Source organism: Luteolibacter sp. LG18 (assembly GCF_036322585.1).
Taxonomy (GTDB): domain Bacteria; phylum Verrucomicrobiota; class Verrucomicrobiia; order Verrucomicrobiales; family Akkermansiaceae; genus Luteolibacter.
The window spans coordinates 1,562,854-1,585,522 of the sequence record NZ_AP024600.1 but is presented as its reverse complement, the minus strand read 5'-3'; the positions used below and the strand labels follow the sequence as shown (position 1 = coordinate 1,585,522).

Here is a 22,669-nt window from a genome sequence, read left to right as displayed (position 1 = left end):
CTAACAGCTTCCCCGCCTGCTTGACTCCGGCCCGGGACCCGTCAGTGTCCGTGCCATGCTCCGGATCCTCCTCCAGCTTGCCGTGCTTGCGGCCTGCGCCCTCTCCACGTCCTGCGGAATCGCGCAGGGTCTGGGGGAAACGGCCATGGCCACCGCCGATTCGGTCGGCCGGATGATCGCCCACTGAGGATCACCCCGCGGTGATCTCCCGCGAGCCGTCCGCCAGCAGGTGGAAATGGTACCAGCGGGTGTCCGGCGGCAGGACTTCGGGGAATTTGTCCGCCCACTCGGCGACGATCACCCCGCCTTCGTCGAGGTACTCGTCCCAACCCATCCCGAAAAGCTCGTCGGCCGTTTCGATCCGGTAAAAATCGAAATGGAACACGGGCAGGCGTCCGCCGCGGTACTCGTGGGCCAGCGAAAAGGTCGGGCTGGTCACCTCACCGGCGAATCCGAGGCCGTCCGCCAAGCCCTTCGTCCAATGCGTTTTCCCGGCTCCCAGGTCCCCCACCAGCGCGAAGACCTGACCGGGCACCGCGCGCGCCGCGGCTTCCCGTCCGAGGGCTGCCATGGCTTCCGGGGTGGGCGCGCGCGAGGTCATTTCCGATACTTGGGAAACCTAAAGCACCTGCCAATCTCGTTTCTAAAAAAATTTCTTGCCGCTTGAGCCCACCCGTGTTGTTCTCCCCGCCCGCCCGAAAAGGCGGCAACCCTCTCCTTATACGGCCATGGCCTACGCAGTGATCAAAACCGGCGGTAAGCAATACCGCGTTCAGCAAGGCGACAAAATCGACGTCGAGAAGCTCGACGCCGAAGTCGATTCCGAACTCACTTTCGACGTGCTCCTCGTCGGCGAAGGCGAATCCGTCAAGATCGGTGCGCCGACCGTGGCGGGCGCGTCCGTCACCGCCAAGGTGGTCGAGCAGTTCCGTGGCAAGAAGGGCGTTGCCTTCAAGTTCAAGCGCCGCAAGGGCTTCCACAAGACCAAGGGCTTCCGTCGCCACCTGACGAAGCTCGAGATCACCGCCGTTGGCGTCTAATCCCGATACCTCCCCACTGACATGGCCCATAAGAAAGGACAAGGTTCCGTCAAGAACGGTCGCGACTCCCGCTCCAAGCGCCTCGGCGTGAAGAAGTTCGGCGGTCAGGCTGTCATCGCCGGCAACATCATCATCCGCCAGCGTGGCACCAAGTGGCACCCGGGCGTGGGCGTCGGCATCGGCCGCGACCACACCATCTTCGCCGTCACCGATGGCCGCGTGTTCTTCGACCGCGATGGCCGCCGCGTGAACGTCGGCCAGCCGGTGGCTGCCGCCGCCAACTGAGCGATCCGCTGCGAAAATTTCCAAAAGCCGCTTCCCGCAAGGGCAGCGGCTTTTTCGTGTACGGAGTCGAGCCTTCAGGAGGGTGAGATGGAGCGGCGATGTCCAGACCAATCCCGCTCGGTGGACAACGTAACCCAAGAGGATTTCGAAACACTCGAGACTCCGCCCCCCGGAAGACCTTCCTCGCCTGAAGGCTCAACTCCCTTTCAACCCGCGCCGCTGCCGCATCGAAAGCAGCCAGAACACCAGCGACACGAGAAACAGCAGGCCGGCGAACAGCAGCGTCACCAGCGAGATTTTGTAGGCGGTGAAGAGCGGCTGCATCCGGGCGCCCGTTTGTTCGAGCACCTCCGGATGGCCATTGGCCAAGGCCAGGTTCGCTTCCGCGGTCAGCTTGTTGCCCCACCAACCGATGCCAAGCCCGGTTCCGTACGCGAGTAGGGTGGCGAGCGACGAAAGCAATGTGCGGAAAAACCATTTCCGTTCCATCTCACGGGCTTCCGTCAAGGCGGTGTCTGGTGCGGTTCCCATGCCTCCGCATGTAATGGCCCGACTCCCGTCTAGGCAAGCGCCAGCCTCGCTATTGCGGTGGGTTTCCGCTTCGCCGGTCCAGCACAGCTGCCAACCACATGATGAAGGAAATGAGAAACACCAAAGCACCCATGCCGCCCGCGATCAATCCACCCCAGATAAATGGACCGCACATTCGGGAAATCCGGTTGAGTTCAGCCGAATACTCCACCAGGCCGAGCTTGGAAGTCGTCATCCGGTGAATCAGGTCCATCCCCCACAGTTGCCCGAAGAGAAAGGAAGCTCCTCCTAGCAAAATCAACAGGCAACCTGCGATTGCCCAGCGGAAGCTCTTCCGTTCCACGCTCACGGTCCGGCCGGAACGATCGAGTGGTTCCGTGTCCACGCATCGAATTTAGCCGCCGCTGGGCTGCCCCGCAAGGCGCTTCTCCACTCTTGCTTCTGGATTCTGGATTCTTGAGTCTTTTCCCCATGTCCGCCGCCGCGCTCAAGTCCCTCCTCCTCGAAAAGTCCGTCCGCACCGGAACCTTCACCCTCGCCTCCGGCAAGGAGAGCGATCTCTACATCGACTGCCGCGTGACGGCCCTCGATCCCTTCGGCGCGAACCTGATCGGCGAGCTCGGCTGGGCGGCGGTACGCGAGCGCATCGCGGCGGAAGGCCTCCAGATCGATGCCATCGGCGGCATGACCCTCGGCGCGGACCCGATCTCGCTGGCCGTGGGCATGACCTCCGCGAAGCAACACCCGGCGGAGGCCCTGCAGGTCTTCACCGTGCGCAAGGAGCCGAAGGGCCACGGCCGCGGCAAGCAGATCGAAGGCAACTTCAAGGAAGGAAGTACGGTGATCGTCGTGGATGATGTGATCACCACCGGCGGCTCCACCATCAAGGCCATCGACGTGATCGAGCGCGAGGGCGGCAAGGTGGCGTTCGCGCTGGTGTTGGTGGACCGCCAGGAAGGCGGCCGCGAGGCGATCGAGGCGCGCGGCATCCCGGTGCTCACGCTCTTCACGCGCAAGACCCTCCTCGACGAGGCGTGACGCGGCCCCTGGGACCGTGAATGTCTCGACCCCGCGGTCCCGCCCGCTAGACTGTCCCTCCACCCATGATTTCCCGGCGCAAGATCCAGTACCCGGTTTCCGGCCCGTTGCGGCAGTACCTGTACCACTTCGACCGCTACCGGGAGATCCCGCAGGTCTACAACGACCTCTGCCGTTTCACCGGGGCGATCCCGTACGACGACCCGCAGGGCAAGGAAACCCTGTGGCTCACGGTGATGTATCCGCCCGAGGTCTTCGCCGACCTGAAGCCGAAGCTCACCCAGATCTACGCCGAGCTGAAGATCGGCGGCGAGGTCGAGCACCACGAGCACCTCAGCGTGGACCGCATCGACTTCGGCGATTTCGGAAACTCGCGCCCGTTCCGGGTCCGGATCACGAACCTCTTCAACGACAACTCGGACTACTTCTACGTCAAGATCGCGGACGCCTCCCGCATCTACGGCCTGGAGCTCGAGCACATCCTGTCGCCGAACCGCATCAACTACTTCGTCAACGGCAACACGCTGATCGAGGAGCACATCGCCGGCGTGCCGGGAAACGTCTTCCTCAACGACTACCTGAACCGCCCCGGCCTGAACAAGGTCCGCATCGCGAAGGAGTTCACCAAGTTCAACGAGCGCTGCTTCATCCGCCTGCTCGGGGACATGCGCAGCGTGAACTACGTCGTGGACATCACCCCGGACTTCGAGGAGGTCCAGTACCGGGTGCGGCCGATCGACTTCGACCAGCAGTCGTACGAGAGCCGCGGCAAGATCTACCTCGCCTACCGTTTCGATTCGAACCGCAGCATCACCAAGCTCGCCTTCGAGGTGCTGAACCGGAAGACCATCGACCAGTACGTGGCCGAGGAGCACGCCCAGATGGCGCGCCGCGCCAAGGTCGAGGCCAGCCGGCTCAAGGCGCTGCTCGGTATCATGCGGCGCGAGGAACTGGCGCCGCGCTCCCATGTGGGAACGCTGGCCCGGGACCTCGACAAGATGCACCAGACCAGCGGCTTCGGAGACTGCAAGACCATGGGCGAGCTGACGGCCGCCCATGTCTCGATGATGGTCGGAGTGTGAAGCCCCGTTACGAAGCGCCCGGCTTCGGGGTCACCACGATCGCGTGCTCGTCGAAGCGGGCTTTCGCGCCGATCTGGCCGAGGATGTAGTCCAGCACCGCGCGCGCGGGCAGGTTGGCCAGCTTGAGGGTGATCTCCTTGGTCGCGAGCATGCTCTTCGGATCATCCAGGATGAAGTTGGCGGCGATCGTGTCCTTCGATCCCTTGCCGACGAGGGTGCCGAGGTAGTCGAGGGCCTCCTGGGGCTTGGCCTTGTCGAGTTGGATTTTCTCGATCATCACGCTGCCGAATTTCATCTCGCGGCCCTTGGCGGCGATGGAGGCGGCGTTGCGTTGCACCTCGCCGAGCTGGAAGCGGGCATTGGCGTTGTTGGGATCCTGCTTGAGGGCCTTGTTGAAGCTGGCCTCGGCGAGGACGGGATCGCCCGCGGCGACGGCGGCCATGCCTTCCTGGTAGGGAGTGAGCGTGGCGGCGGGTTTGGCGGGTGCGGGTGGCGCGGAATCCGCGGCGGCGGCGAATTGGAACGCGAGACAAGCCACCGGCAGGAGGACGAGCGGGGTTTTCATGGTGTGTGGAGGTTCCTACAACTCCTGCACCATGTAGGAGATGAGGGCGGGTTTCAACTGGGATTCCGTGGCCGGGCTTGCCGCCGGCGGCGGGAACGCGGAAGCTGGCGGCGTGGATGACGCGCATTGGATGGGCCTCGCCCTGGAGGAAGCTGCGAAGGGAGTGGGCCGCACGGCACCGAATCCCCCGGTGGGGGCTGTTTTGGTGAAGGATGGCACGCTCATCGGGCGCGGCTGGCACCGGGCCGCAGGCCGTCCCCACGCCGAACGGGAAGCCCTCGCGGACGCGCTGCGGAACGCGGGCGCGGAAGCGATCCGCGGGTCCACCGCCTATGTCACCCTGGAGCCCTGCTCCACCTATGGCCGCACGCCGCCGTGCACCGTGGGGCTCATCGAGGCCGGGGTGGCGCGCGTGGTTTACGCCGTCACCGACAGGAATCCGGCCCACGTTGGCCGCGCCGATGCCCTGCTCCGCGAGGCCGGGATCGAGGTGCTCGCCGGAGTCCGGGAAGCGGAGGCCACCGCCCTCTTGCGATCGTTTTTCCAAGTCCAGGAAACCGGCCGCCCGTGGGTGATCTGGAAGACCGCCATGAGCCTGGACGGCCGCCTGACCCGCCCGCCGGGCGAGGGCCAGTGGCTCAGCAGCCCGGCCTCGCGGGCGGATGTCCAGCGGCTGCGCGGCGAGGTCGATGCGATCCTCACCTCCGGTGAAACCGTGCGCCGCGACCGGCCGAAGCTCACCATCCGGGAACCCGGTCTGCTTGAGGGCCGGAACCAACCGTGGCGGGTGGTGGTCACCGGCCAGCCGGATTCGTTGCCGCGGGACGCGGACCTTTTCACCGACGAATGGCGGGACCGCACCCTGGTGCGCCCCGTCGCGGATCTACCGGACACCCTGCGCCGCCTCGCGGCGGAACAGGGCGTGCTCAGCGTCCTGGTCGAGGCCGGCGGGCTGTTTTCCGCCGCCTTGTTCGAGGCTGGGTGCGTCGACGAGATCGTCGTTTACCTCGCGCCGCTGCTGTGTGGCGGGGATGTTCCGGCGCTCGCGGGCGCGGGATTGCCCGTGCCCTTGGAACTGGCGGACGTCACCTACGAGCGCATCGGCGATGACGTGCGGATGCGCGCGCCGGTCGTCCGGGGTTAGCCGGGATCAGAACCGGATCACGATGCCGGGGCGGCGGTAGCCGTAGCCTCCGTACGTGTAGCCGCCATAGTAGGGCGTGTAGGACCGGCTATAGCTGCCGTAGTACGGAGCCGGGCGGCCCCAGCCGCAGGTGTGGCGGATCGGCAGGATACGGGTGCGCCAGACCGGGCGGCCCCAGCCGTCGTAGAAGGCGACGTAGCGCTGGACGTAAATCGGGCAACCGCAGCGGGCGTAGCTGCTGACGTAGACCCGGGAGCTGCTGCTGTAGTGGCGGGCCTCCGCGTTCGGGGTCGCACCGAAGAACGCGAGCGCGGCGGCGGCAAGGGAGATTGCGATGCGTTTCATGGCAGTGGGTGGTTGTGGTTTACGTCCCCTTGGACGACTCCCCCTCCCGGCCTATTCACCCCCGAAATCTCCCGGTTCCCGCGGAGCAGGTTTGCACCTGGCCGGGGTTGGGCGTATGTTGGAATGGTATCCATGCCGTGTGATCGCGGCCCGTCCATCATCACCAACCATTTCCAGCCATGAGCGATTCCATTTCGAACGTGTTCGTCCTGTCGCGGATCAACAAGGCCCTGCGGGCGGACTTCCAGCACCTCACCGAGGCTGACTCCGACCTCCACGCCATGCTCGGGGAAACCCGCGCGTTCGGGGAACGGGCGCTCCCGTCCGTGGCTTCGGACGCCGCCTGGCGCTCCGGCTGGGAAAAGGCGGAGTCGTTGCTTTCCGAGATCCGCCTCTACACCGGGCGCTTGGGAGAGGAGCTCGAAAGCGAGTCCACCTCCCCGCTCGTCGGATTCGATGTGGTGGTCGCCCGCGATGAAGCGCTGCATGAAACCCTGCACGGTCTCTCGTCCCGGCTCGATAGCTCGCTCGACCTCGACGACCGTGCCGATTGGCGCGAACTGTGGCAATCGGTCGAAGGCCAACTCGATGTCATCCGCGCCTACCTCGCGGCGGCGCGCACCCGCGTCGAGACACGCCGGAAACACGGCGAAGCCGAGGCCCAGCGCCTCCACCAGGAAGTCCTCAGCCACCTGCCGGCGGATTCCTCGCTGGAGGATTCCGACCGCTTTTCCGACGAGTACGAGCGCGCGTTCCAGCAGTTCCAGCGGGACAAGCACCGCACCGGCGGCCTGATCGACATCTTCAAGGGCCTGCTGCTGATCCAGGAAGAGGGCCCGGAGGCGAAGATCCGTCGCCGCCTCCACGAGCCCACCGACGGTTGACGGCCTGGACCAGGTCCCGGGTGAAAGAGGTGGACGGGCTGCCTCCGTTCTGGTGGCTCTCGTTTGTCATTCGTTTGTCCGCATCATGAAACCCGCGATCCTCGCCTTGCTTGTCATGGCGGGCGGCCTCCATGCCGACCCGCTCCGCATTCCCGCCCACAGCGCCTACCTCGAGCCCGAGGCGAATGGCGCGCGGATTTCCGAGAACAAACCGATCACCGGCTGGACCAAGCCGGAGCTGAAGATCGAATGGTTCGGCCAGATCAAGACCGCCGGGAAATTGGATTGCTCGGTGGAGGTGAACCTGCCCGCGGGCAAGGAATCGCGCCTGCGCCTGACGGTTGAAGGCAAGAGCCGCGAGGCCACCGTGAAAGGCACCGGCAGCCCGGTGGCGGTCCCGTTCGGCAGCTTCACGATCACCCGCGCCACCGGCTACCAGCGCTTCCTGCTGGAGTCGCTGAACCGCCCCGGTGAAACGAACGGCGATGTCGGCGATCTGGTGCTCGATGGCCCGGCTGCGAAGGACGCGCATTTCAACGTGAAGGAGCGCCGCAACGCCGCGTCGGTTCACCTGTCCTACCCGAACCCGAAGGACGTGAACGTCGAGGCCTTCTACTGCGAGGCCACCGCCGCCACCGATCCGGTGGCGAGCTACTACATGGTCTGCGGTTGGAACCGCGGCTACTTCGGCATGCAGGTGAACAGCCCCACCGAGCGCCGCATCATCTTCTCGGTGTGGGACGCGGGCGGCGAGGCCAAGGACCGCTCCAAGGTCGAGGCGGACAACCGCACGAGTCTCATCGCGAAGGGCGAGGGCGTGGACAGCGGTGACTTTGGCAACGAAGGCACCGGCGGCCACAGCCACCTCGTCTACAATTGGAAGACCGGCTCGACCCAGCGCTTCGTGGTCACCGCGAAGGTGCTGGATGCCAGCCACACCGTGTACTCCGGCTTCTGGTTCCACCCCGAGCAGAAGAAGTGGATGCTCATTTCCAGCTGGAAGGCCCCGAAGACCGGCGACTGGCTGAAGGGCCTCTACAGCTTCAGCGAGAACTTCGGCGGCTCGAACGGCCAGCTCCAGCGGAAGTGCTACTACGGCAACCAGTGGGTCCGCACCGACAAGGGCGAGTGGATCGAAATCACCCGCGCCAGCTTCAGCCACGACGGCACCGGCAAGGAGGACCGCCTCGACCGTTACATGGGCGTCGAGCACGGCCGCTTCTTCCTCAGCAACGGCGGCTTCCTCGAGCCGTCCGTGAAATACGGCACGCCCTTCGACCGCCCGGCCACCAAGACTCCGCCGAGCGACCTGAAGCTGCCGCCGCTGCCGGGGATTTGAGGTCGCGCGAAGCTACGACCGCACCCCGCTGGCGCGTGGGTGCGGATGGCGGGGTTTCACCGCCACGGAAACCGCAGCCGGTCCTGAAGCACCTGCGGTCCGCGTTGCAGCCAGCGGTAGGCCACCAGCTCGGCCAGCCACACCAGCGGGACCGCGTAGAGGAGGCCCACGCACAGCGCGATGGCACCGGCGATCGTGATCAGGAAGCACAGCACCGCCAGTCCGAAGAGGTTCATGCGGTTGTTCGTGGTCAGGTCCGAGCTGTAGCGGAACGCGTCCATGATCCCCAGGTCGCGGTCGACGATCGCCTTGCGGTAGAGGCCGAACCTCATCGCCAGATAGATGCCGGGCACGAGCAGGCAGATCAACCCGAGGCCGACCATCAGGAGGTAGAGGATCGAGGCCCCGATGGCTCGGAGCAGCTTCCGCCCCTCGCCGAACATCATTCCGACATCGGCTTCCTTGCCGTCCACCAGATTCAGGCCGATGCGGGCGCAGCCGAGCGAGAGGAAGACGCTCAGGATTTGTCCGCCTATCTGGCTCAGGAGTCCGCCGTCCGAGGAGCGGTTGAAGGTAGAGACGCGGGTTCGGTGGGTGGTCGGGAACTCGTTCGACGGCTCCTCCTCCGCCTGGGTGCCCGTTGGTCCGACCCGCATGTGGGTGGGGTCGAAGTGGACCATCGTGTTCACCGGCTTCAGGCCCAGCGCGGTGTCGACGAGTCCCAGCGCGAACCCCACGGCGAAGGTCAGCGCCACATACACCACTCCCACGAGCAGGATGGTTCCAAAATGCCGCAGCACCAAGGTGGACGCCCGCGAGATGCATTCGCCCACGCCGATTTGGACGCTGCCGGGGGCGACCTCGGGGAGTGGTTCTCCTTCGATGGGGGCTACCGCCGGTGCCGGGTTCCACGTGGAGGGAGGCGCGGCATAGGGGCTGCTCGCCTCAGCTCCGGAGATCGGGGAAGGCGGAGTGGAAGACAAACCGGGGATTTCCGCGGCGGGTTTCCAATCCTTCATGGACGAGGTCCACACCAGGTCACCGGGTGCGAGTTGCCCGGAGGCTGCCAGTCCTCTCAAGGCGTCCCAAGTGACCGGGCCTCCCTGTCTGCCGTCCTTGCCGTAGTACCATGCATCCATGATCGTTTCGTAGTGGGATCACGGGCCGGGTGCAAGCCGCTCAGGCGGCGGGCCCGCGGAAGGCATCGCCTTCGTAAAAGCGGCACGGCTGGAGCATCAGGCCGCCCTTCCGGAAGCGCGGGGCGTTCGGGTTCTTCAGCCACTCACTCAGCGTGCGCTGCAACCGCTGCAAGGGCAGCCGGAAATGGGCGGGCCGCGGTTGGAACCACTCGAGATGGGGCTCGTAGGTGAGCACCACCCCCACCACGTCCTTGCCGAAGGCCAGCCCATGCTTTGCCAGCAGCGCCGAGGCGGAGACGAAATCGATCCACTCGACCAGGATGATCGCCGTGGGCACCCGCGCCGCGAACACCTTGCCCAGCAGCGAGACCATCGCCGTGGGACTGCGGTGGGGGGTGCCGGGGGCGTGGTACATCGGCACGAAGGGAATCCCACGCGCGGCCAGCGCTTCCTCGAGCTGCTGGCGCATCGCCTGGATGAAGTACTCCTGCAGGCCGCAGATGGGCAGGCAGATGTGGCGGTGGCCGAGCCGCAGCAGCGAATCGATCGCCACCTCCAGGCGGTCGCGCAGGCTCACCCCGATGGCGGTGACGGCGTGTTCGCCCGGCACCCCGCCGACGAAAAGCGTGGGCACTCCCCGCCGCACCGCCCACTCCGCCAGCACCTTGTTGCCCGCCAGCGCCACCAGCATCGAGGGCCGGATGTCGTCGAGCATTTCATCCCAGCGCGGGCTCGACCGCCGGGCATCGGAATACGGGATCAAGCGGTGCTGGAACTCCCAGCCATGCTGCATGCAGTCGGACATCACCCGGTCTACCGCCGCGCGGCTGTTCGCCTCGAACTCGCCGAGCGGCTTCGCGCTAATCACCAAGATCAGCCGCCGCCGTTGGTCAACTTTCGACGGTTTCCCCGGCTGCGCCGCGAGCTGGTAAGGCCGCCGCGATTTTCCCCGCAGCAGCAGGCCCTCGTCGGTGAGCCGCTCCAACGCCAGCAGCACCGTTGGCACGCTCACCTGCAGGGATCGCGCGAGCTGGCGGCATGATGGAAGCTCACCCGAAAACGCGCCCGCGCCGATCTGCCGCCGCAGGTGGGCGGCGGTATCGTCGACCAGCAGGGCACGCTTCACCGGGGTCATGATTCAGCATGCAATTACCGGAATTTTGTTCAAGGCGATTGAACAGATCACGCCGGAATCACGCATTGCCAATGGATTCCGGGATCTTCAGGGATGAATGGATTCGGTGGATTCTCCTCCCGGATTCCCCAAACACAGCTCCCATGTTCCGGACCCTTCTGCTCGGCGGCCTGCTGCCGTTCCTCCCCCTCTGCGCCTACGCGGCGGGCGGCGCGGACTCGTTGCCGACCCGCACCACCGCCAGCCATGGCAAGCGCGTGATCGGCTACATCACCCAGTGGGACGCATGGAAAGGCACCACCGCGGGCCTTCCGAAGCAGGGCTTTCTCAACCACCTCAACCTCGACTACTCCCAGTACACCCACCTGAACTTCTCGTTCTTCGGCGTGGCGGAGGATGGCTCGCTGCACAGCGGCGATTTCCGGAATCCGAACATCTACCAAGCCGGGCAGGTCCAGGCTCCCGCGCCGTTGTTGAACGGAGATGTCTATTCATCCTGGGACTACTACCTGGTATGGGGCGAGCTGAGCCCGCAGTGGAATTTCACCGCGCAGGTCACGGCGGCGGGTTTCGAGTCCTACAACGGCGGTTGGCGGCACGTGCCGAGCGGCCTGACCGGGCCGATGCCGGTGCCCTACCACGTGCCGGGCACCATGCCGGGGGTCCTGGAGCTGGCCCACGCGAAGGGGGTGAAGGTGATGGCCAGCATCGGCGGCTGGAGCATGTGCAAGCACTACGGCGCGATGGCCGCGGATCCGGTGAAGCGCGCGCGCTTCGTCGCGGACTGCCAGCGCCTGATCGCGCTCGGCTTCGATGGCATCGATTTCGACTGGGAATATCCCGGTACCTCCGGCGGCATGAATTTCACCGGCACCCAGGCGGACTACGCGAATTTCGTCACGCTGATGCAGGAGGTGCGCGCCGCGATCGGCTCGGGCAAACAGATGAGTGCGGCCCTGAGCTGCGCGCCCGCCAAGCTCGCGGGCTTCGATTGGGTGGCGGTGGCGGGCCTGCTCGATTCCATCGACCTGATGACCTACGATGTCCAAGGCGGCTGGTCGGACAAGGCCGGACACAATGCCCCGCTGTACGCGTATCCGGATGAAGAAGGCGGCGCGGCCTCGTGCGACACCGCCGTGCAGTTCTTGATCGGGAAGGGGGTGCCGCGGGGGAAGATCGCGCTCGGCCTGCCGTTCTACGGCCGCGGCGTGATCTGCTCCGGCACCGCGGCGCTGGGTGGCACCACCGTGAAGGTCCAGAAAACCGTGCAGCCGGATGGCCCGATCACCACCTGCGCGGACTTCGCCACGTGGGGCGACTACGACGCCACGCCGAACTACGAGTACATCCGCCAGAATCTCACCGGCTGGACCCGCCATTGGGATGACGTGGCGAAGGTACCGTACCTGATCAAGGGGACCTCGTTCCTCAGCTACGATGATTCCCGTAGCATCGGCTTGAAGGTGGAATACGCCCGCACGCAGAACCTTGGCGGCGTCATTGTCTGGCATGCCTACGGCGACCTGCGCGCCGGAACCATCCAGGACAACTCCGCGAAGCTGCCCTACAGCCCCTCCACAGACTCCCCGCTGGTGAACGTGGTCAATTCCGTGCTCGCTGGCGACGCCGTGCCCGCCGATGGCACCGAGGGCCCCTCCCCCGCCACGGGACCGCAGCGGGGTTTGAACACGCTGCCCTCGCATCCGCTGGTGATGGGGTATCTCAATGGCCTCCGCAACGCGCAGGGTCAGGACCAGGTCATCGCCGACTATCCCGCCGCGTTGCAGGCCGCGAACCTGGAGGCCTACGACGTGATCGTCACCGCCTTTGCCGAGCCGAAGGCGGACGGCACCATCGGCACCACCTTGGGATCGTTCTCCTCGTACCTGCCCGCGGTGGTGAACGAGGGTCACACGCTCGGGAAATCCGTGATCGTGAGCATCGGCGGCGCATATCCGGCAGCGCTCGCGGATCAGTACGCCACCATCGCCGCCAGCCCCGCGCTGCGGCAGACCTTCGCGAACAACGTGGTCGCGTTCCTGCAGGCGAACCACCTCGACGGTGTCGACATCGATTACGAGTTCCCCGCCGATGCCGGCACCTCGCGTGCGAACTTCACCGCGCTGATGCAGACGCTCCACGCCACGGTGAAGGCGGCGGATTCCCGCTACATCGTCATGTTCGGCAGCGGTCCGGGCTGGTACCTCGGCGGCTTCGATTTCGCCACGCTCGGGAACTGCACCGACTTCTTCTTCTACTTCGGCTACGATTGGAAGAACCCGGCGAACGGTCCGCTGCGCAAGCCGGGCTCCACCCAGTGGACGCTGGCGAACGACCAGCTTCCCGAGGCTTCGGTGAAGGGCGGCGTCGATTACGTGTTGGGCAAGGGGTTCCCGGCATCGAAGGTGATCGTCGGCCTGCCGTTCTATGGCTCCGGCAACCACTCGTGGTCCTCGGTACGGGACACCTGGGCCGCGAACCAGGTGGCCTACACCGCGGCCATCGATCCGAATGCACTGGAGGTGCAGATCAACGGCGAGTGGTTCACGCCGCCGGACGCGATGAAGCGGAAGATGGACGGCTTGCTGTCCTCCACCGGCACCGTGCTGGCGGGTGGCGCGACGGTGCGCGGCGTCGGCTGCTGGGAGATCGGCCACGAACACGCTTCACACCCGGATCTCTCGAATGCCTTCGCGGAATGGATCGCCGGATCGACCAGCGGGCCTCCGGTGGTGTCCGTGACCGGTGGTAGCATGATGGAAGGCAATGCGGGCACCAGCGTGCTGAACTTCACCGTCTCGCTCTCCAAGGCCGCGGCTACCTCCGTGAGCGTGGACTACGCCACGGCGAACGGCACCGCCACCGCGGACAGCGACTACGTTTCCCGTAGCGGTACGCTGGTCTTCGCCGCGGGCGAAACCTCGAAGACGGTCGCGGTGACCATCGACGGCGATGAAACCGTGGAAGCGGACGAGACCTTCACGCTCGCGCTTTCCAATCCCACCGGCGCGACGCTCGGTACCGCTACGGCCACCGGCACCATCACCAACGACGACAGCAGCGGCCCCAGCTCGGAGGACGGCTGGACGTCCCACGCCGCAGCGGCCGGAGCCGCGCTCTCGCTGGTGGTCACCGATTCGTGGGCCGGCGGGTTCCAGGGCGAGCTGCGCTTTACCAATCAGACCGGCGCGGCGCTCAGCACCTGGAACCTCCAGTTCGATGCCGCGTGGACCGTGTCCTCGATGTGGGATGGTGTGTACGGCGGCAAGAGCGGCAGCACCCACACCGCCACCAATCCCACCTGGGGAGGCTACACCTTGGCGAATAACACCACCGGCACGATCGGCATCATCGGTTCGGGCACGCCGTCCCAGCCCGTGAATCTCAAGCTCAACGGCCAGACGGTCGGCTCCGGTGGCAGCTCGTTCGCCAGCTGGGCCGCGGCCAAGGGCCTCGCCACCACCGCTTACGCCGCGGACCCGGACGGCGACGGCCGCTCGAACCTGCTGGAGTTCCTCAACGGTACCGCCCCGCAAACCACGAACTACGGCGGACCTCGTAGCGAGAAACGAACCCTCACGGTTTCCGGCACCACCGCCGGCTACTTCTGCGTGGTCGTTCCCGCGGACACCACCGCGAACAACGTGGAGTACCGCGTTCTCGCCTCCACCACCCCGTCCTTCACCCCGTCCCGACTGATGGTCCTCCATCAGACCGTCGATCTCGGCGGCGGCAAGCTCGAGGCGGTGTGGCGGGACACCGTCCCCATGTCATCCCGGCCCGCGGCCTTCGCGCGGATCGAGATACGGGTGAAGTGATGGATGTTAGATCATCATTACTTGCAGCGGAATACTGCGCATTCGTGTTCAAGTATCTTGAACAATGCCGTTGCATGGAATTCATCGCGGCGGCTTGGAGAGTGCTTTAGGGCGTGAGGTTGAGAAATCCCCGTGAACCGGTGGCGCGAGCGTTCCAACGCAGCGAAGCCGCCGTTTCACCGGGCATGTCCGACAACCCCTGTTCTGTCTGTCTGCATCATGAAACCCAAAGCATTCCTCCGTCTTGCCATCGCCCGTCCGCTGGCGTCCGCCGTCTTCCTCGCCTCCACCGCCACTCCGGCCACCGCTGTCGCCGGCAGTTGGAATGTCGATGCCGCGGGCACGTGGGGCACCACTTCCAGTTGGACCGGAGGCGTGCCCAACGGTGTCGGTGACATCGCCAACCTCACCAACAACATCACCGTCGCGCGCTCCATCAGCCTCGCGGGCAACCGCACGCTCGGCGCGCTGAACATCGGGGACTCGGCGACGAGCTACCTGGGATTCACCGTCAACGCCGGCACGCCGGGCACTTCCCAGCTCATCTTCGACCAGACCGGTACTGCCGATGCCACGATCACGGTGCCGAACGCCGGTGGAGTGGCCACCAACAACATCAGCCCCGGCTCGGTGCTCCTGAAGGACAACCTGGTGGTCACCACCGCCTTTCCGAACAGCGGCACCACCCAGCTTTCGATCTCCTCTCCGGTCACCGATGGCAGTGGCACCTTCGGCATCACCAAGGAGGGCCCCGGCATCCTGGTGCTTCAGGGGTCCAACAGCTACAAGGGCGGTCTCGCCATCAACGGTGGCCGTGTGAACGCCAACAGCTACGTGATGGCCTTCGGCGCGGGGCCCGTGACCGTCGCTTCCGGAGGCCAGGCGTATCTGAACTCCACCGGCGTCTGCAATTCCTTCACCATCGCGGGAACCGGCTACACCAACAGCGCCGACACCGCCGCACAAACGGGCGCCATCCGTCTGGAAAACAACCGCGGTGTGATGGGCCATGTCACCGTCGCCGCCGCGGGAGCACGGCTCGGCGTGAATACCACCGCCGCGGGTTTCATCGGCGGGAACCTCTTGGGCACCGGCAATCTGGAGATCAACAGCCCGGCCACGACCACCGGCACCGTGTCGCTGCTCGGCAGCGCCGCCGGTTACACGGGCACCCTCAGCCTGGCGCGCGGCAATTTCAATTTCCCCGGTGCCCTCGGCGGTTCGATGTCGGTCGCCACCGCCGCCGGTGCCACCACCACCCTCGGGGCCGGGACCTCGGTGGCGGGCAATCTGACGCTGGATTCGACCAATGCCGCGATCACCTACAGGAATGCCCACGGCACCCTCGCCATCGGCGGCGCATTGAACCTCACCGGCAGCACGGTGGTTTCACCCTCGATGTTTCCCGCGCCGGGCACCGGCACGCTCACGCTGATGACCTATGCCTCGCAGAGCGGCGCGGGCACGCTGAGCTTCAATCCCGCGAACTACCGCGGCACGCCTTCGCTCACGGTGGGGGCCACCTCCGCCCAGATCACCGGTCTCGACGGCCAGACCCGCACCTGGCTCAACGCCTCGGCCAACGGAACGTGGGACATCAACGGCTCCGCGAACTGGGATGGCGGTGACAACCGGTATTTCAACGCCGATGCGGTGGTCTTCGGCGATGGTGTCGCGGGAACGGTGACGCTGGCAGGTACCATGACCCCGCATTCGGTGACCTTCACCAACCTCGCTGGCAATGACTACACGCTCACCGGCGGCGCCATCGATGGAGCGGGCGCGGGCATCACCAAGTCCGGCACCGGCAATGTCACGCTCGGCGGGACCAACACGTTCGTCGGCCCCGTCGCCGTGAACGCCGGGCGATTGATCCTCGGCACCGCGCAGGCGCTCGGTTTCACTTCCGGCGTGACCGTCGCCTCCGGGGCCTCGCTGGACCTGAATGGCAAGGGCATGACCGCGGTTTCGCGGATGGTGGACCTCACGATCTCGGGCACGGGGGATGGTTCCCTGCCCGCGCTCGCCAACAGCAGCGCCGACATCACTTTCACCGGCGTGGCCGCGGCGGGCATCCGCAACGTGACGCTCGCGGGAGACGCGACGATCGGTGGCCCGCGCAATTTCGACATCGGCAGCAGCGGGGTGCTGGACGGCGACGGCTTCACCCTTACCAAGACCGGTACCAGCCAAGTGTATCTGCTCGGCGTCTCGAAGAACCTCCACACCGTGGTCGAGGGCGGTAGCCTCGCCGGTTACGGCCCGGATCCATTCGGAGCCACGCTCCGCATCAAGGCGGGTGGCACGGCGCAGGCGGCGAACCCGGGCACCTACTCGTCGCAGGTGACGCTCGAATCGGGCGGCATTCTCCAGCACACCATCGGCACCGAGTCGTTGTGGACCGGTGCGTTCACCGCCACCGGAAACGCGGAGCTCTCCTGCAACAACACCACCGGCACCTCGCTGACGGTGGTGCAGGGTTTCTCGGTTCCCGGAAACCTGACGAAGAGCGGCAATGGCACGGTGACCCTTTACGGCGATGTGCCGGTGACCGGCGCGGTGAGCGTCACCGGCGGCATCCTGCTGCTGGGCACGGGCGGCAGCACCGGCTCTTTCGGTAGTGCTCCGGTGACCATCTCCAGCGGGGCCACGTTGAATCTGTTCCGGAGCGGCACGTTCACCTTCGGCAGCGCGATCAACGGGGCGGGCAGCCTCAACCTCACCGGCACGGCGGCGGTCACGCTTTCCGCGGACAGCACCTATTCCGGCTCCACCACGGTGTCCGCGGGCAGCTTGCAATTGCTGAACCCCACGCACAGCAGTGGCACGCTTTCCGGTTCCGCGGGCACCCGCATCGCGGCGACGGGCACCTTCGGAAACACGGCCATCAGCGGTATCCTCGCTCCGGGCACGCCGTCCGCTCCGATCGGCACGATCACGGTGGCGGGCACCGCGGCGAATCTGAATATCGCTGCCGCCGGTATCTATGAGGCGCAGATCAATACCGACGACACCACGGCCGACAAGATCGCGGTGTTGGGCACCGGCGCAGGCAATCTCACGCTCAGCGGGGCGCTGTCCGTTTCGAACCTCGGCACCGTGGCACCCGCCCCGGGCACGAAGTTCACCCTGCTCACCTACACCGGCACGCTTACCGGCACCTTCGCCGGTCTGCCGGAGGGCGCCGCTTTCGCCCTGGGCGGTACGAACTACCTGATCCGCTACGCCGACGGCGGCAAGAACGTCACGCTCACCGCGGCTACGGCCTATGATACCTGGATCCTCGGTTACCATGCCGGCAGCGGCGGTGCGGTCGTGCTCGGGGGCTCCGCCGATCCGGACAAGGACGGGTTGGCGAACCTGGTGGAATACGTGCTGGGAGCGAATCCCGCTTCCGGCGTTTCCGGAAAGCGACCCACCGCCGTGCGCTCGGGCTCGAATTTCACGATCACCTTCGACTTTCAGAAGGAAGCGGAGGACGGCGGTTACGTTCCCGTGATGGAATATTCGCCGACGATGGCGACCGGGGAATGGTATCCCGTGGGTCCGGAGATGTATTCCTTCGAGGACCACGGGACTTTCCGGAAGGTCACCGTCACCGTTCCGGCGGGTTCGTTCGAAAAGCTCTTCACCCGCCTCCGCGTCACCGCTCCGTGAGGCCTCCTGTTCAATCCGTTTGAGCAAATCGCGCCGGGCCGGACGATTGTCCGCCCGGCGCCTGGCGATACATTCCAGTCCATGAAACCGCTCCTCATCCTCGGCTCCGCCATCGCGATGGTGTCCCAAGTTTTCGCGCTCCAGGCGGGCGACGCCGTCACCCCGGAGGCCTTCGGCCAGGCGAAGTTCGTGCAAGGCACCGCGCCCGCCGCGTGGGAACCCGGCAAGCTCTACTTCATCGAATGCTGGGCCACCTGGTGCGGTCCGTGCATCGCCTCGATCCCGCACGTCAACGAGCTGCACAAGAAATATGCCGACAAGGGCCTGCGGGTGATCGGCCTCAATGTCTGGGACGACGGCCCGTACGAGAAGGTCGAGAAATTCGTGAAGGCCAAGGGCGAGGGCATGTCCTACCCGGTGGCCTTCGTCGGCAAGGGCGGCGCATTTGAAACCGCCTGGCTGAAGCTCGCGGGCGTCACCGGCATCCCCCACACCTTCCTGGTGCGGGACGGCAAGCTGCTCGCCACCCAGCATCCGGGACAGCTCACCGACGAGGTGATCGAAAAGCTGCTCGCCGGTGGCGACGGAGAGACCCAGGCGCTCGGCGTGATCGCGAAGCAGAAGGCGGACCGCGCCGCGGAGACGCAGCTCTTCAAGGACTACCGCGCGGCTCAGGCGAAGAAGGACACGGCCGTGATGGCGGAGAAGATCGAGGCCCTGGAGAAATCCGGCAGCCGCGCCGTGCCCTCGCTGAAATTCGAGCTGGCCCAGGCCAAGGGCGACTGGAACGAGGTGAAGACCGCGCTCGCCGGTCTGCCGGACGACGCCACCGCGCTGATGCCCCTCACCCAGTTCGCGGGGGCGCTCTGCGATGACGCCCGTGCCCCGGGCGCGCCGGATGAGCTCCGCCTCGCGGTCGCGGCGAAAATGATCAAGGCCCAGGGCGGCAAGCCCGGCCGCTACTACGAGATGGTGCCGCTCGCAGCCCTCCAGGCGAAAGCGGGTGACAAGGACGGCGCGCTGGCAACCGCGAAGGCCCTCATTGCCAGTCCCGGCGAAGCCCCGAAAGGGCCGATGGAGCGTTACGCCGCGGCGGTGGCCCAGGGAACGATTCCCACTGCCAGCCAGTTCTTCGGCTGGGTTTCCGAGGATCGGAAGGCGGCCACCGCGCCGAAGGAATGATCCCGGCTCCGGTCATCATGCAATCCGCATGATGCCGCGTTGAAGTTGCTTTTCCGGCGGGGACTTGCCTAGCGTGCGTTCCATCATGGAACGCCTCCCCCACGCGGACTATGCCCGGCTGCTCGACTTCATCGCCGGGTTGCACGAAGCCGTGCCCTTCACCGCGTTCGGAGAGCACTTGGTCCGCCTCACCTCCGGCCTGCTGCCGGGCCTCACGGTGTCCTTCGATCAGATCGAGGAATCGACCGGCTTCTACTCGCTGGAACACAATTTTCAGATGTCCGCGGACGAGGAGGAGAAGATATTCAACCGGCTGCGGGTGCTCTATCAGCAGAACCCGATCTACAGCTACATCCAGTCGGGCGGCACCGGTCCGGTGATCGACATCGCCGACCTGATGCCGCGCCGGCAGTTCCGCAAGACCGACTTCTACCAGGATGTCTTCCGGCCCATCGGGCTCGAGCACCAGGTGAACGTGCTGATGAACCGCCCGGGGTGGATTCACTCGATGACGGTGAACCGCGATCGCCCGATCTCCCGGGAAACGGCCATCATCCTCGAGCTGGCCGCCCCGCACATCCAGATCGCCCATCGCAATGCCAGCCTCATGCAGGCGCTGAAGCCGGTGATCGCCCAGCCGTCCGATCCGCCGCCGACCTTCACGCCGCGCGAGCGCGAGGTCTTCGACTGGCTCCGCCAGGGCAAGCGCAACGGCGAGATCGCGAAGATCCTCGGCTGCTCGCCGCGCACCGTGGACAAGCACGTCCAGCGCATCCTGGCGAAGACCGCCACCGAAACGCGCACCGCCGCCGCCCGCTGGAAGCCGGACGGGGTCTGAAAAGATACGCGGTTCTAAGTATTTTCACGCACGCGGATTGCGTGGAGACTCGGGACGATGAGCCGTGGCCTGTTGGGTCGGCGGCGAGCGCACCCTGATCCCCATGAAATCCCGCCTGCTTCTGCCCGCCGCCCTGTGCGTGCTCCTTGCCTCACCGCTCTCCGCCGCCGATGAACCCGGGGCGAAGGACCACCCGATGCTCAAGCGCGTCACCGGCTCCGAGATCATCTGGGCGAAGTCCGCGAAGTTCGACGAGATGAAGATCGCGCTGGAGAAGATCCAGTACGACTACGGCACCCAGGCATTCAAGGCGACCAAGCAGGAGTCCGCCGAGGGCGCCCGTACCACCCTCTACTACCGCCTGCCCGGGGACGTCTCCACGCTGGAGGCAAACCGCCAGTATGAGCAGGAGTTGAAGGCCGCGGGTTTCACGGTGAGCTTCACCGCCGCGAATGACGAGCTGGACGACGGCTACAACCGCTTCGTCGAGCGCATCTTCCCCACCGCGTTGAAAACCGAGCAGCTCCAGTACCTGCATGAGTTCAACCACGAGGAGCAGCGCTACTCGGTCCTGAAGGGCAAGGCGAAGAACGGCGGCGACGTCTACGTCTCGCTTTATGCCTTCGTGCTGAAGGACGTTTCCACCGGCTTCCAGAAGCTGGTGGACAACCACAAGCTGGCGAAGGGCCAGACCGTGGTGCGGGTCGACATTCTCGAAACCACCCCGATGGAAGCGCGGATGGAAGTGGTGAAGGCCGCGGAAATCACCTCCTCCATCACCACCACCGGCCGCATAGCGATCTACGGTGTGCACTTCGACACCGACAAGGCCGAGATCAAGCCGGACTCCGCCGACTCGCTCACGGAGATGGCGAAGGCGATCAAGGAAGGCGGCGGCCGCTATCTCATCGTCGGCCATACCGACAACCAGGGCGAGTACGCCCACAACCAGACGCTTTCGATGAAACGGGCCGCCGCGGTGACCGCCGCGCTTTCCAGCCAGTATGGCATTCCGTCCGCCAGCCTCGTGCCGGTCGGGGTCGGCATGGCCGCACCGGTCGCCCCGAACACCGAGGAAACGGGCCGCGCGAAGAACCGCCGCGTCGAGATCGTGAAGATGTGATTTCCCCCCAACACGGAACCCCAAAGACTGAACAAGGCTCCCGGGCGACCGGGGGCCTTGTTCACTTCCGGGGCCGGGCCGCGAGCAGCTCCGCGATCTCCTCCAATGGATAGGTGAGGATCTCCGCCAGCGTGGGATGGTACCACGGCGCGCGTAGTAGATCGTGGACGGTGGCCTTCATCGCCAGCGGGCCGGTGAGGCAGTGGATTAGCGAGTCGGCGTGGGTGCCCGCGATCTCCGCGCCGAGCAGGCGGCCGGTGTCGGCCGTGGCGAAGAGCTTCACGTAGCCGTACGTCGCATCCATCAGGATCGACTTGCCGTGGTCGTCGAAGGGATAGCTGGCGGAGAGGAAGGGAATGTTCCGTTCGGTGAGCTCCTTTTCCTGGAGGCCGAGCGTGGCCAGCGGCGGATCGGTGAAGACCACGCTCAGGAGCAGATCGGGATCGATGGCCTTGAGGCCCTTGACGCCGAAGGCATGGCGCGCGGCGAGTTCGCCTTGGGCCACGGCGAGGTGGACGATGTCGTGCGGCCCGCAGACGTCGCCGCCGGCGTAGATGTGGCGGCGGCTGGTTTGTTGCCAGCGGTTGATGGTGACTCGGCCCTGCCCGTTGAGGTCCACCCCGGCGGCGTCGAGGTTCAGGCCCGCGGTGTTCGGCTCGCGGCCGAGGGCATTGAAGAGATGCGCGGCGCGGCGCACGAGGGTCTTGCCGTCCTGGGTGAATTTCACGCTCACGCCTTCCGCGGTGGCGCGGATCCTCTCGATCTTCGTGCCGGTGTGGAGCTGGATGCCTTCGTCGCGGAAGGCTTGCTCGACCACCGCGGCGGCGGATTCGGAAACCTCCTTCAGCAGGCGTGGACTGCGCTGGATGATCGTCACCTTCGTACCGATGCGGCGGAGGAACTGGGCCAGCTCGCAGGCGACGATGCCACCGCCCAGCACGATCACGCTCTCGGGCACGAAGTCGAGATCGAGCACGTCGTCGCTGGTCCAGTGCGGCGTTTCCGCCAGGCCGGGGATCGGCGGCACGCTCACCTTCGAGCCGGTGGAGATGAAGATCCGTTCCGCTTCGAGGGTGGTGCCGTCGGTGAGTTCCACGGACTTCGGCCCGGTGAAGCGGGCGTGGCCGCGGTAGAGATCGAACCTTCCGCTCTCCAGCCCCTGCACGCGGTAATCGGCGAACTCGCGGATGGTTTTCACCTTCCAGCGGTGGAGGGCCTTCATGTCCACCGAGGCCTCCGGGATGCGCAGGCCTAAGGTCTTGCCCTTCCGCGCGTGGTGCAGGACCTCGGTGGCATGGAGCAGGGTCTTTGAGGGCATGCAGCCGCGCAGGATGCAGAGTCCGCCGAGATCGCGCGCGCCATCGGCCACCGCCACGCGCTTGCCCAGATCGGCCGCGGTGCGGGCGGCGGCATACCCGGCGGAACCACCGCCGATGACGAGGAGATCGTAGGCTTTCATGATCTAGCAGCCAGTTTCCACCGGGGCCGGGAGAAAGCAAGGAGCAGGGACATTCCTGTCCCGTT

At 65.9% G+C, this 22,669-nt stretch carries 21 protein-coding genes; 13 read left to right on the top strand and 8 right to left on the bottom strand.

The features are described from left to right. Window positions 1-55 precede the first annotated feature (55 nt). On the top strand, window positions 56-187 hold the full coding sequence (locus llg_RS06625) for a hypothetical protein (RefSeq protein ID WP_338288920.1): 132 nt from the start codon (window positions 56-58) through the stop codon (window positions 185-187). Between the two features lie 3 nt (window positions 188-190). On the opposite strand, the gene tsaE is transcribed toward llg_RS06625, so the two are convergent. Continuing rightward, window positions 191-571 (bottom strand): tRNA (adenosine(37)-N6)-threonylcarbamoyltransferase complex ATPase subunit type 1 TsaE, encoded by a 381-nt coding sequence (gene tsaE / locus llg_RS06620; protein WP_338288919.1) that lies wholly within the window; start codon window positions 569-571, stop codon window positions 191-193. Between the two features lie 157 nt (window positions 572-728). Between tsaE and rplU the strand changes: the two genes are divergently transcribed. Together rplU and rpmA are read left to right on the top strand one after the other, a co-directional pair. Further along, complete coding sequence (gene rplU, locus llg_RS06615; protein ID WP_211630613.1) at window positions 729-1,040, top strand: 50S ribosomal protein L21; 312 nt, start codon at window positions 729-731, stop codon at window positions 1,038-1,040. Between the two features lie 21 nt (window positions 1,041-1,061). Next, window positions 1,062-1,325: a 50S ribosomal protein L27 gene (gene rpmA / locus llg_RS06610; RefSeq protein ID WP_338288918.1), complete on the top strand. Its 264-nt coding sequence runs from the start codon at window positions 1,062-1,064 to the stop codon at window positions 1,323-1,325. 195 nt (window positions 1,326-1,520) lie between these two features. Here the strand turns inward: rpmA and llg_RS06605 are convergent, their stop codons facing one another. Both llg_RS06605 and llg_RS06600 read right to left on the bottom strand, forming a co-directional pair. After that, window positions 1,521-1,832 carry a hypothetical protein gene (locus tag llg_RS06605; protein WP_338288917.1) on the bottom strand — a complete coding sequence of 104 codons (312 nt, stop codon included), beginning with the start codon at window positions 1,830-1,832 and terminating at the stop codon, window positions 1,521-1,523. A gap of 73 nt (window positions 1,833-1,905) precedes the next feature. Next, window positions 1,906-2,241, bottom strand: coding sequence for a hypothetical protein (locus tag llg_RS06600; protein ID WP_338288916.1), 336 nt, complete (start codon window positions 2,239-2,241; stop codon window positions 1,906-1,908). An 86-nt stretch (window positions 2,242-2,327) separates the two neighbouring features. Here llg_RS06600 and pyrE point away from each other — a divergent pair, with 86 nt between their 5' ends. Continuing rightward, a complete protein-coding gene (pyrE, locus tag llg_RS06595) occupies window positions 2,328-2,894 on the top strand; it encodes an orotate phosphoribosyltransferase (protein WP_338288915.1) in 567 nt (188 codons plus the stop codon). A 65-nt stretch (window positions 2,895-2,959) separates the two neighbouring features. Then, entirely contained in the window at window positions 2,960-3,976 is a 1,017-nt protein-coding gene (locus llg_RS06590; RefSeq protein WP_338288914.1) for a hypothetical protein, read from the top strand. A 7-nt stretch (window positions 3,977-3,983) separates the two neighbouring features. Here the strand turns inward: llg_RS06590 and llg_RS06585 are convergent, their stop codons facing one another. Further along, window positions 3,984-4,541 carry a hypothetical protein gene (locus llg_RS06585; RefSeq protein WP_338288913.1) on the bottom strand — a complete coding sequence of 186 codons (558 nt, stop codon included), beginning with the start codon at window positions 4,539-4,541 and terminating at the stop codon, window positions 3,984-3,986. 40 nt (window positions 4,542-4,581) lie between these two features. Here llg_RS06585 and ribD point away from each other — a divergent pair, with 40 nt between their 5' ends. Beyond that, the gene (gene ribD, locus llg_RS06580) at window positions 4,582-5,685 is read left to right on the top strand and encodes a bifunctional diaminohydroxyphosphoribosylaminopyrimidine deaminase/5-amino-6-(5-phosphoribosylamino)uracil reductase RibD (RefSeq protein WP_338288912.1); all 1,104 of its coding nucleotides are present in this window, start codon (window positions 4,582-4,584) and stop codon (window positions 5,683-5,685) included. Between the two features lie 6 nt (window positions 5,686-5,691). Here ribD and llg_RS06575 read toward each other — a convergent pair whose 3' ends face one another. Next, window positions 5,692-6,030 (bottom strand): hypothetical protein, encoded by a 339-nt coding sequence (locus tag llg_RS06575; protein WP_338288911.1) that lies wholly within the window; start codon window positions 6,028-6,030, stop codon window positions 5,692-5,694. Between the two features lie 179 nt (window positions 6,031-6,209). Here llg_RS06575 and llg_RS06570 point away from each other — a divergent pair, with 179 nt between their 5' ends. Both llg_RS06570 and llg_RS06565 read left to right on the top strand, forming a co-directional pair. After that, a complete protein-coding gene (locus llg_RS06570; protein ID WP_338288910.1) occupies window positions 6,210-6,914 on the top strand; it encodes a hypothetical protein in 705 nt (234 codons plus the stop codon). A gap of 85 nt (window positions 6,915-6,999) precedes the next feature. Further along, window positions 7,000-8,253, top strand: a complete 1,254-nt coding sequence (locus llg_RS06565; RefSeq protein ID WP_338288909.1) for a DUF3472 domain-containing protein — start codon at window positions 7,000-7,002, stop codon at window positions 8,251-8,253. A 56-nt stretch (window positions 8,254-8,309) separates the two neighbouring features. Here the strand turns inward: llg_RS06565 and llg_RS06560 are convergent, their stop codons facing one another. Together llg_RS06560 and llg_RS06555 are read right to left on the bottom strand one after the other, a co-directional pair. Then, entirely contained in the window at window positions 8,310-9,392 is a 1,083-nt protein-coding gene (locus llg_RS06560) for a GYF domain-containing protein (protein WP_338288908.1), read from the bottom strand. A 40-nt stretch (window positions 9,393-9,432) separates the two neighbouring features. Beyond that, the gene (locus llg_RS06555; protein ID WP_338288907.1) at window positions 9,433-10,527 is read right to left on the bottom strand and encodes a GntR family transcriptional regulator; all 1,095 of its coding nucleotides are present in this window, start codon (window positions 10,525-10,527) and stop codon (window positions 9,433-9,435) included. Between the two features lie 143 nt (window positions 10,528-10,670). On the opposite strand from llg_RS06555, the gene llg_RS06550 reads away from it, so the two are divergent. The 5 genes from llg_RS06550 to llg_RS06530 all read left to right on the top strand — a co-directional run bounded on the left by llg_RS06550 (window position 10,671) and on the right by llg_RS06530 (window position 21,145). Beyond that, a complete protein-coding gene (locus llg_RS06550; protein ID WP_338288906.1) occupies window positions 10,671-14,345 on the top strand; it encodes a glycosyl hydrolase family 18 protein in 3,675 nt (1,224 codons plus the stop codon). Between the two features lie 219 nt (window positions 14,346-14,564). Beyond that, window positions 14,565-18,002: an autotransporter-associated beta strand repeat-containing protein gene (locus llg_RS06545; protein ID WP_338288905.1), complete on the top strand. Its 3,438-nt coding sequence runs from the start codon at window positions 14,565-14,567 to the stop codon at window positions 18,000-18,002. A gap of 81 nt (window positions 18,003-18,083) precedes the next feature. Beyond that, complete coding sequence (locus llg_RS06540; RefSeq protein ID WP_338288904.1) at window positions 18,084-19,184, top strand: TlpA disulfide reductase family protein; 1,101 nt, start codon at window positions 18,084-18,086, stop codon at window positions 19,182-19,184. Between the two features lie 85 nt (window positions 19,185-19,269). Further along, window positions 19,270-20,022, top strand: a complete 753-nt coding sequence (locus tag llg_RS06535; protein WP_338288902.1) for a LuxR C-terminal-related transcriptional regulator — start codon at window positions 19,270-19,272, stop codon at window positions 20,020-20,022. Between the two features lie 103 nt (window positions 20,023-20,125). Continuing rightward, window positions 20,126-21,145, top strand: coding sequence for an OmpA family protein (locus llg_RS06530; protein ID WP_338288901.1), 1,020 nt, complete (start codon window positions 20,126-20,128; stop codon window positions 21,143-21,145). 61 nt (window positions 21,146-21,206) lie between these two features. Here llg_RS06530 and llg_RS06525 read toward each other — a convergent pair whose 3' ends face one another. Next, window positions 21,207-22,604 carry an NAD(P)/FAD-dependent oxidoreductase gene (locus llg_RS06525; RefSeq protein ID WP_338288900.1) on the bottom strand — a complete coding sequence of 466 codons (1,398 nt, stop codon included), beginning with the start codon at window positions 22,602-22,604 and terminating at the stop codon, window positions 21,207-21,209. Window positions 22,605-22,669: the final 65 nt, after the last annotated feature.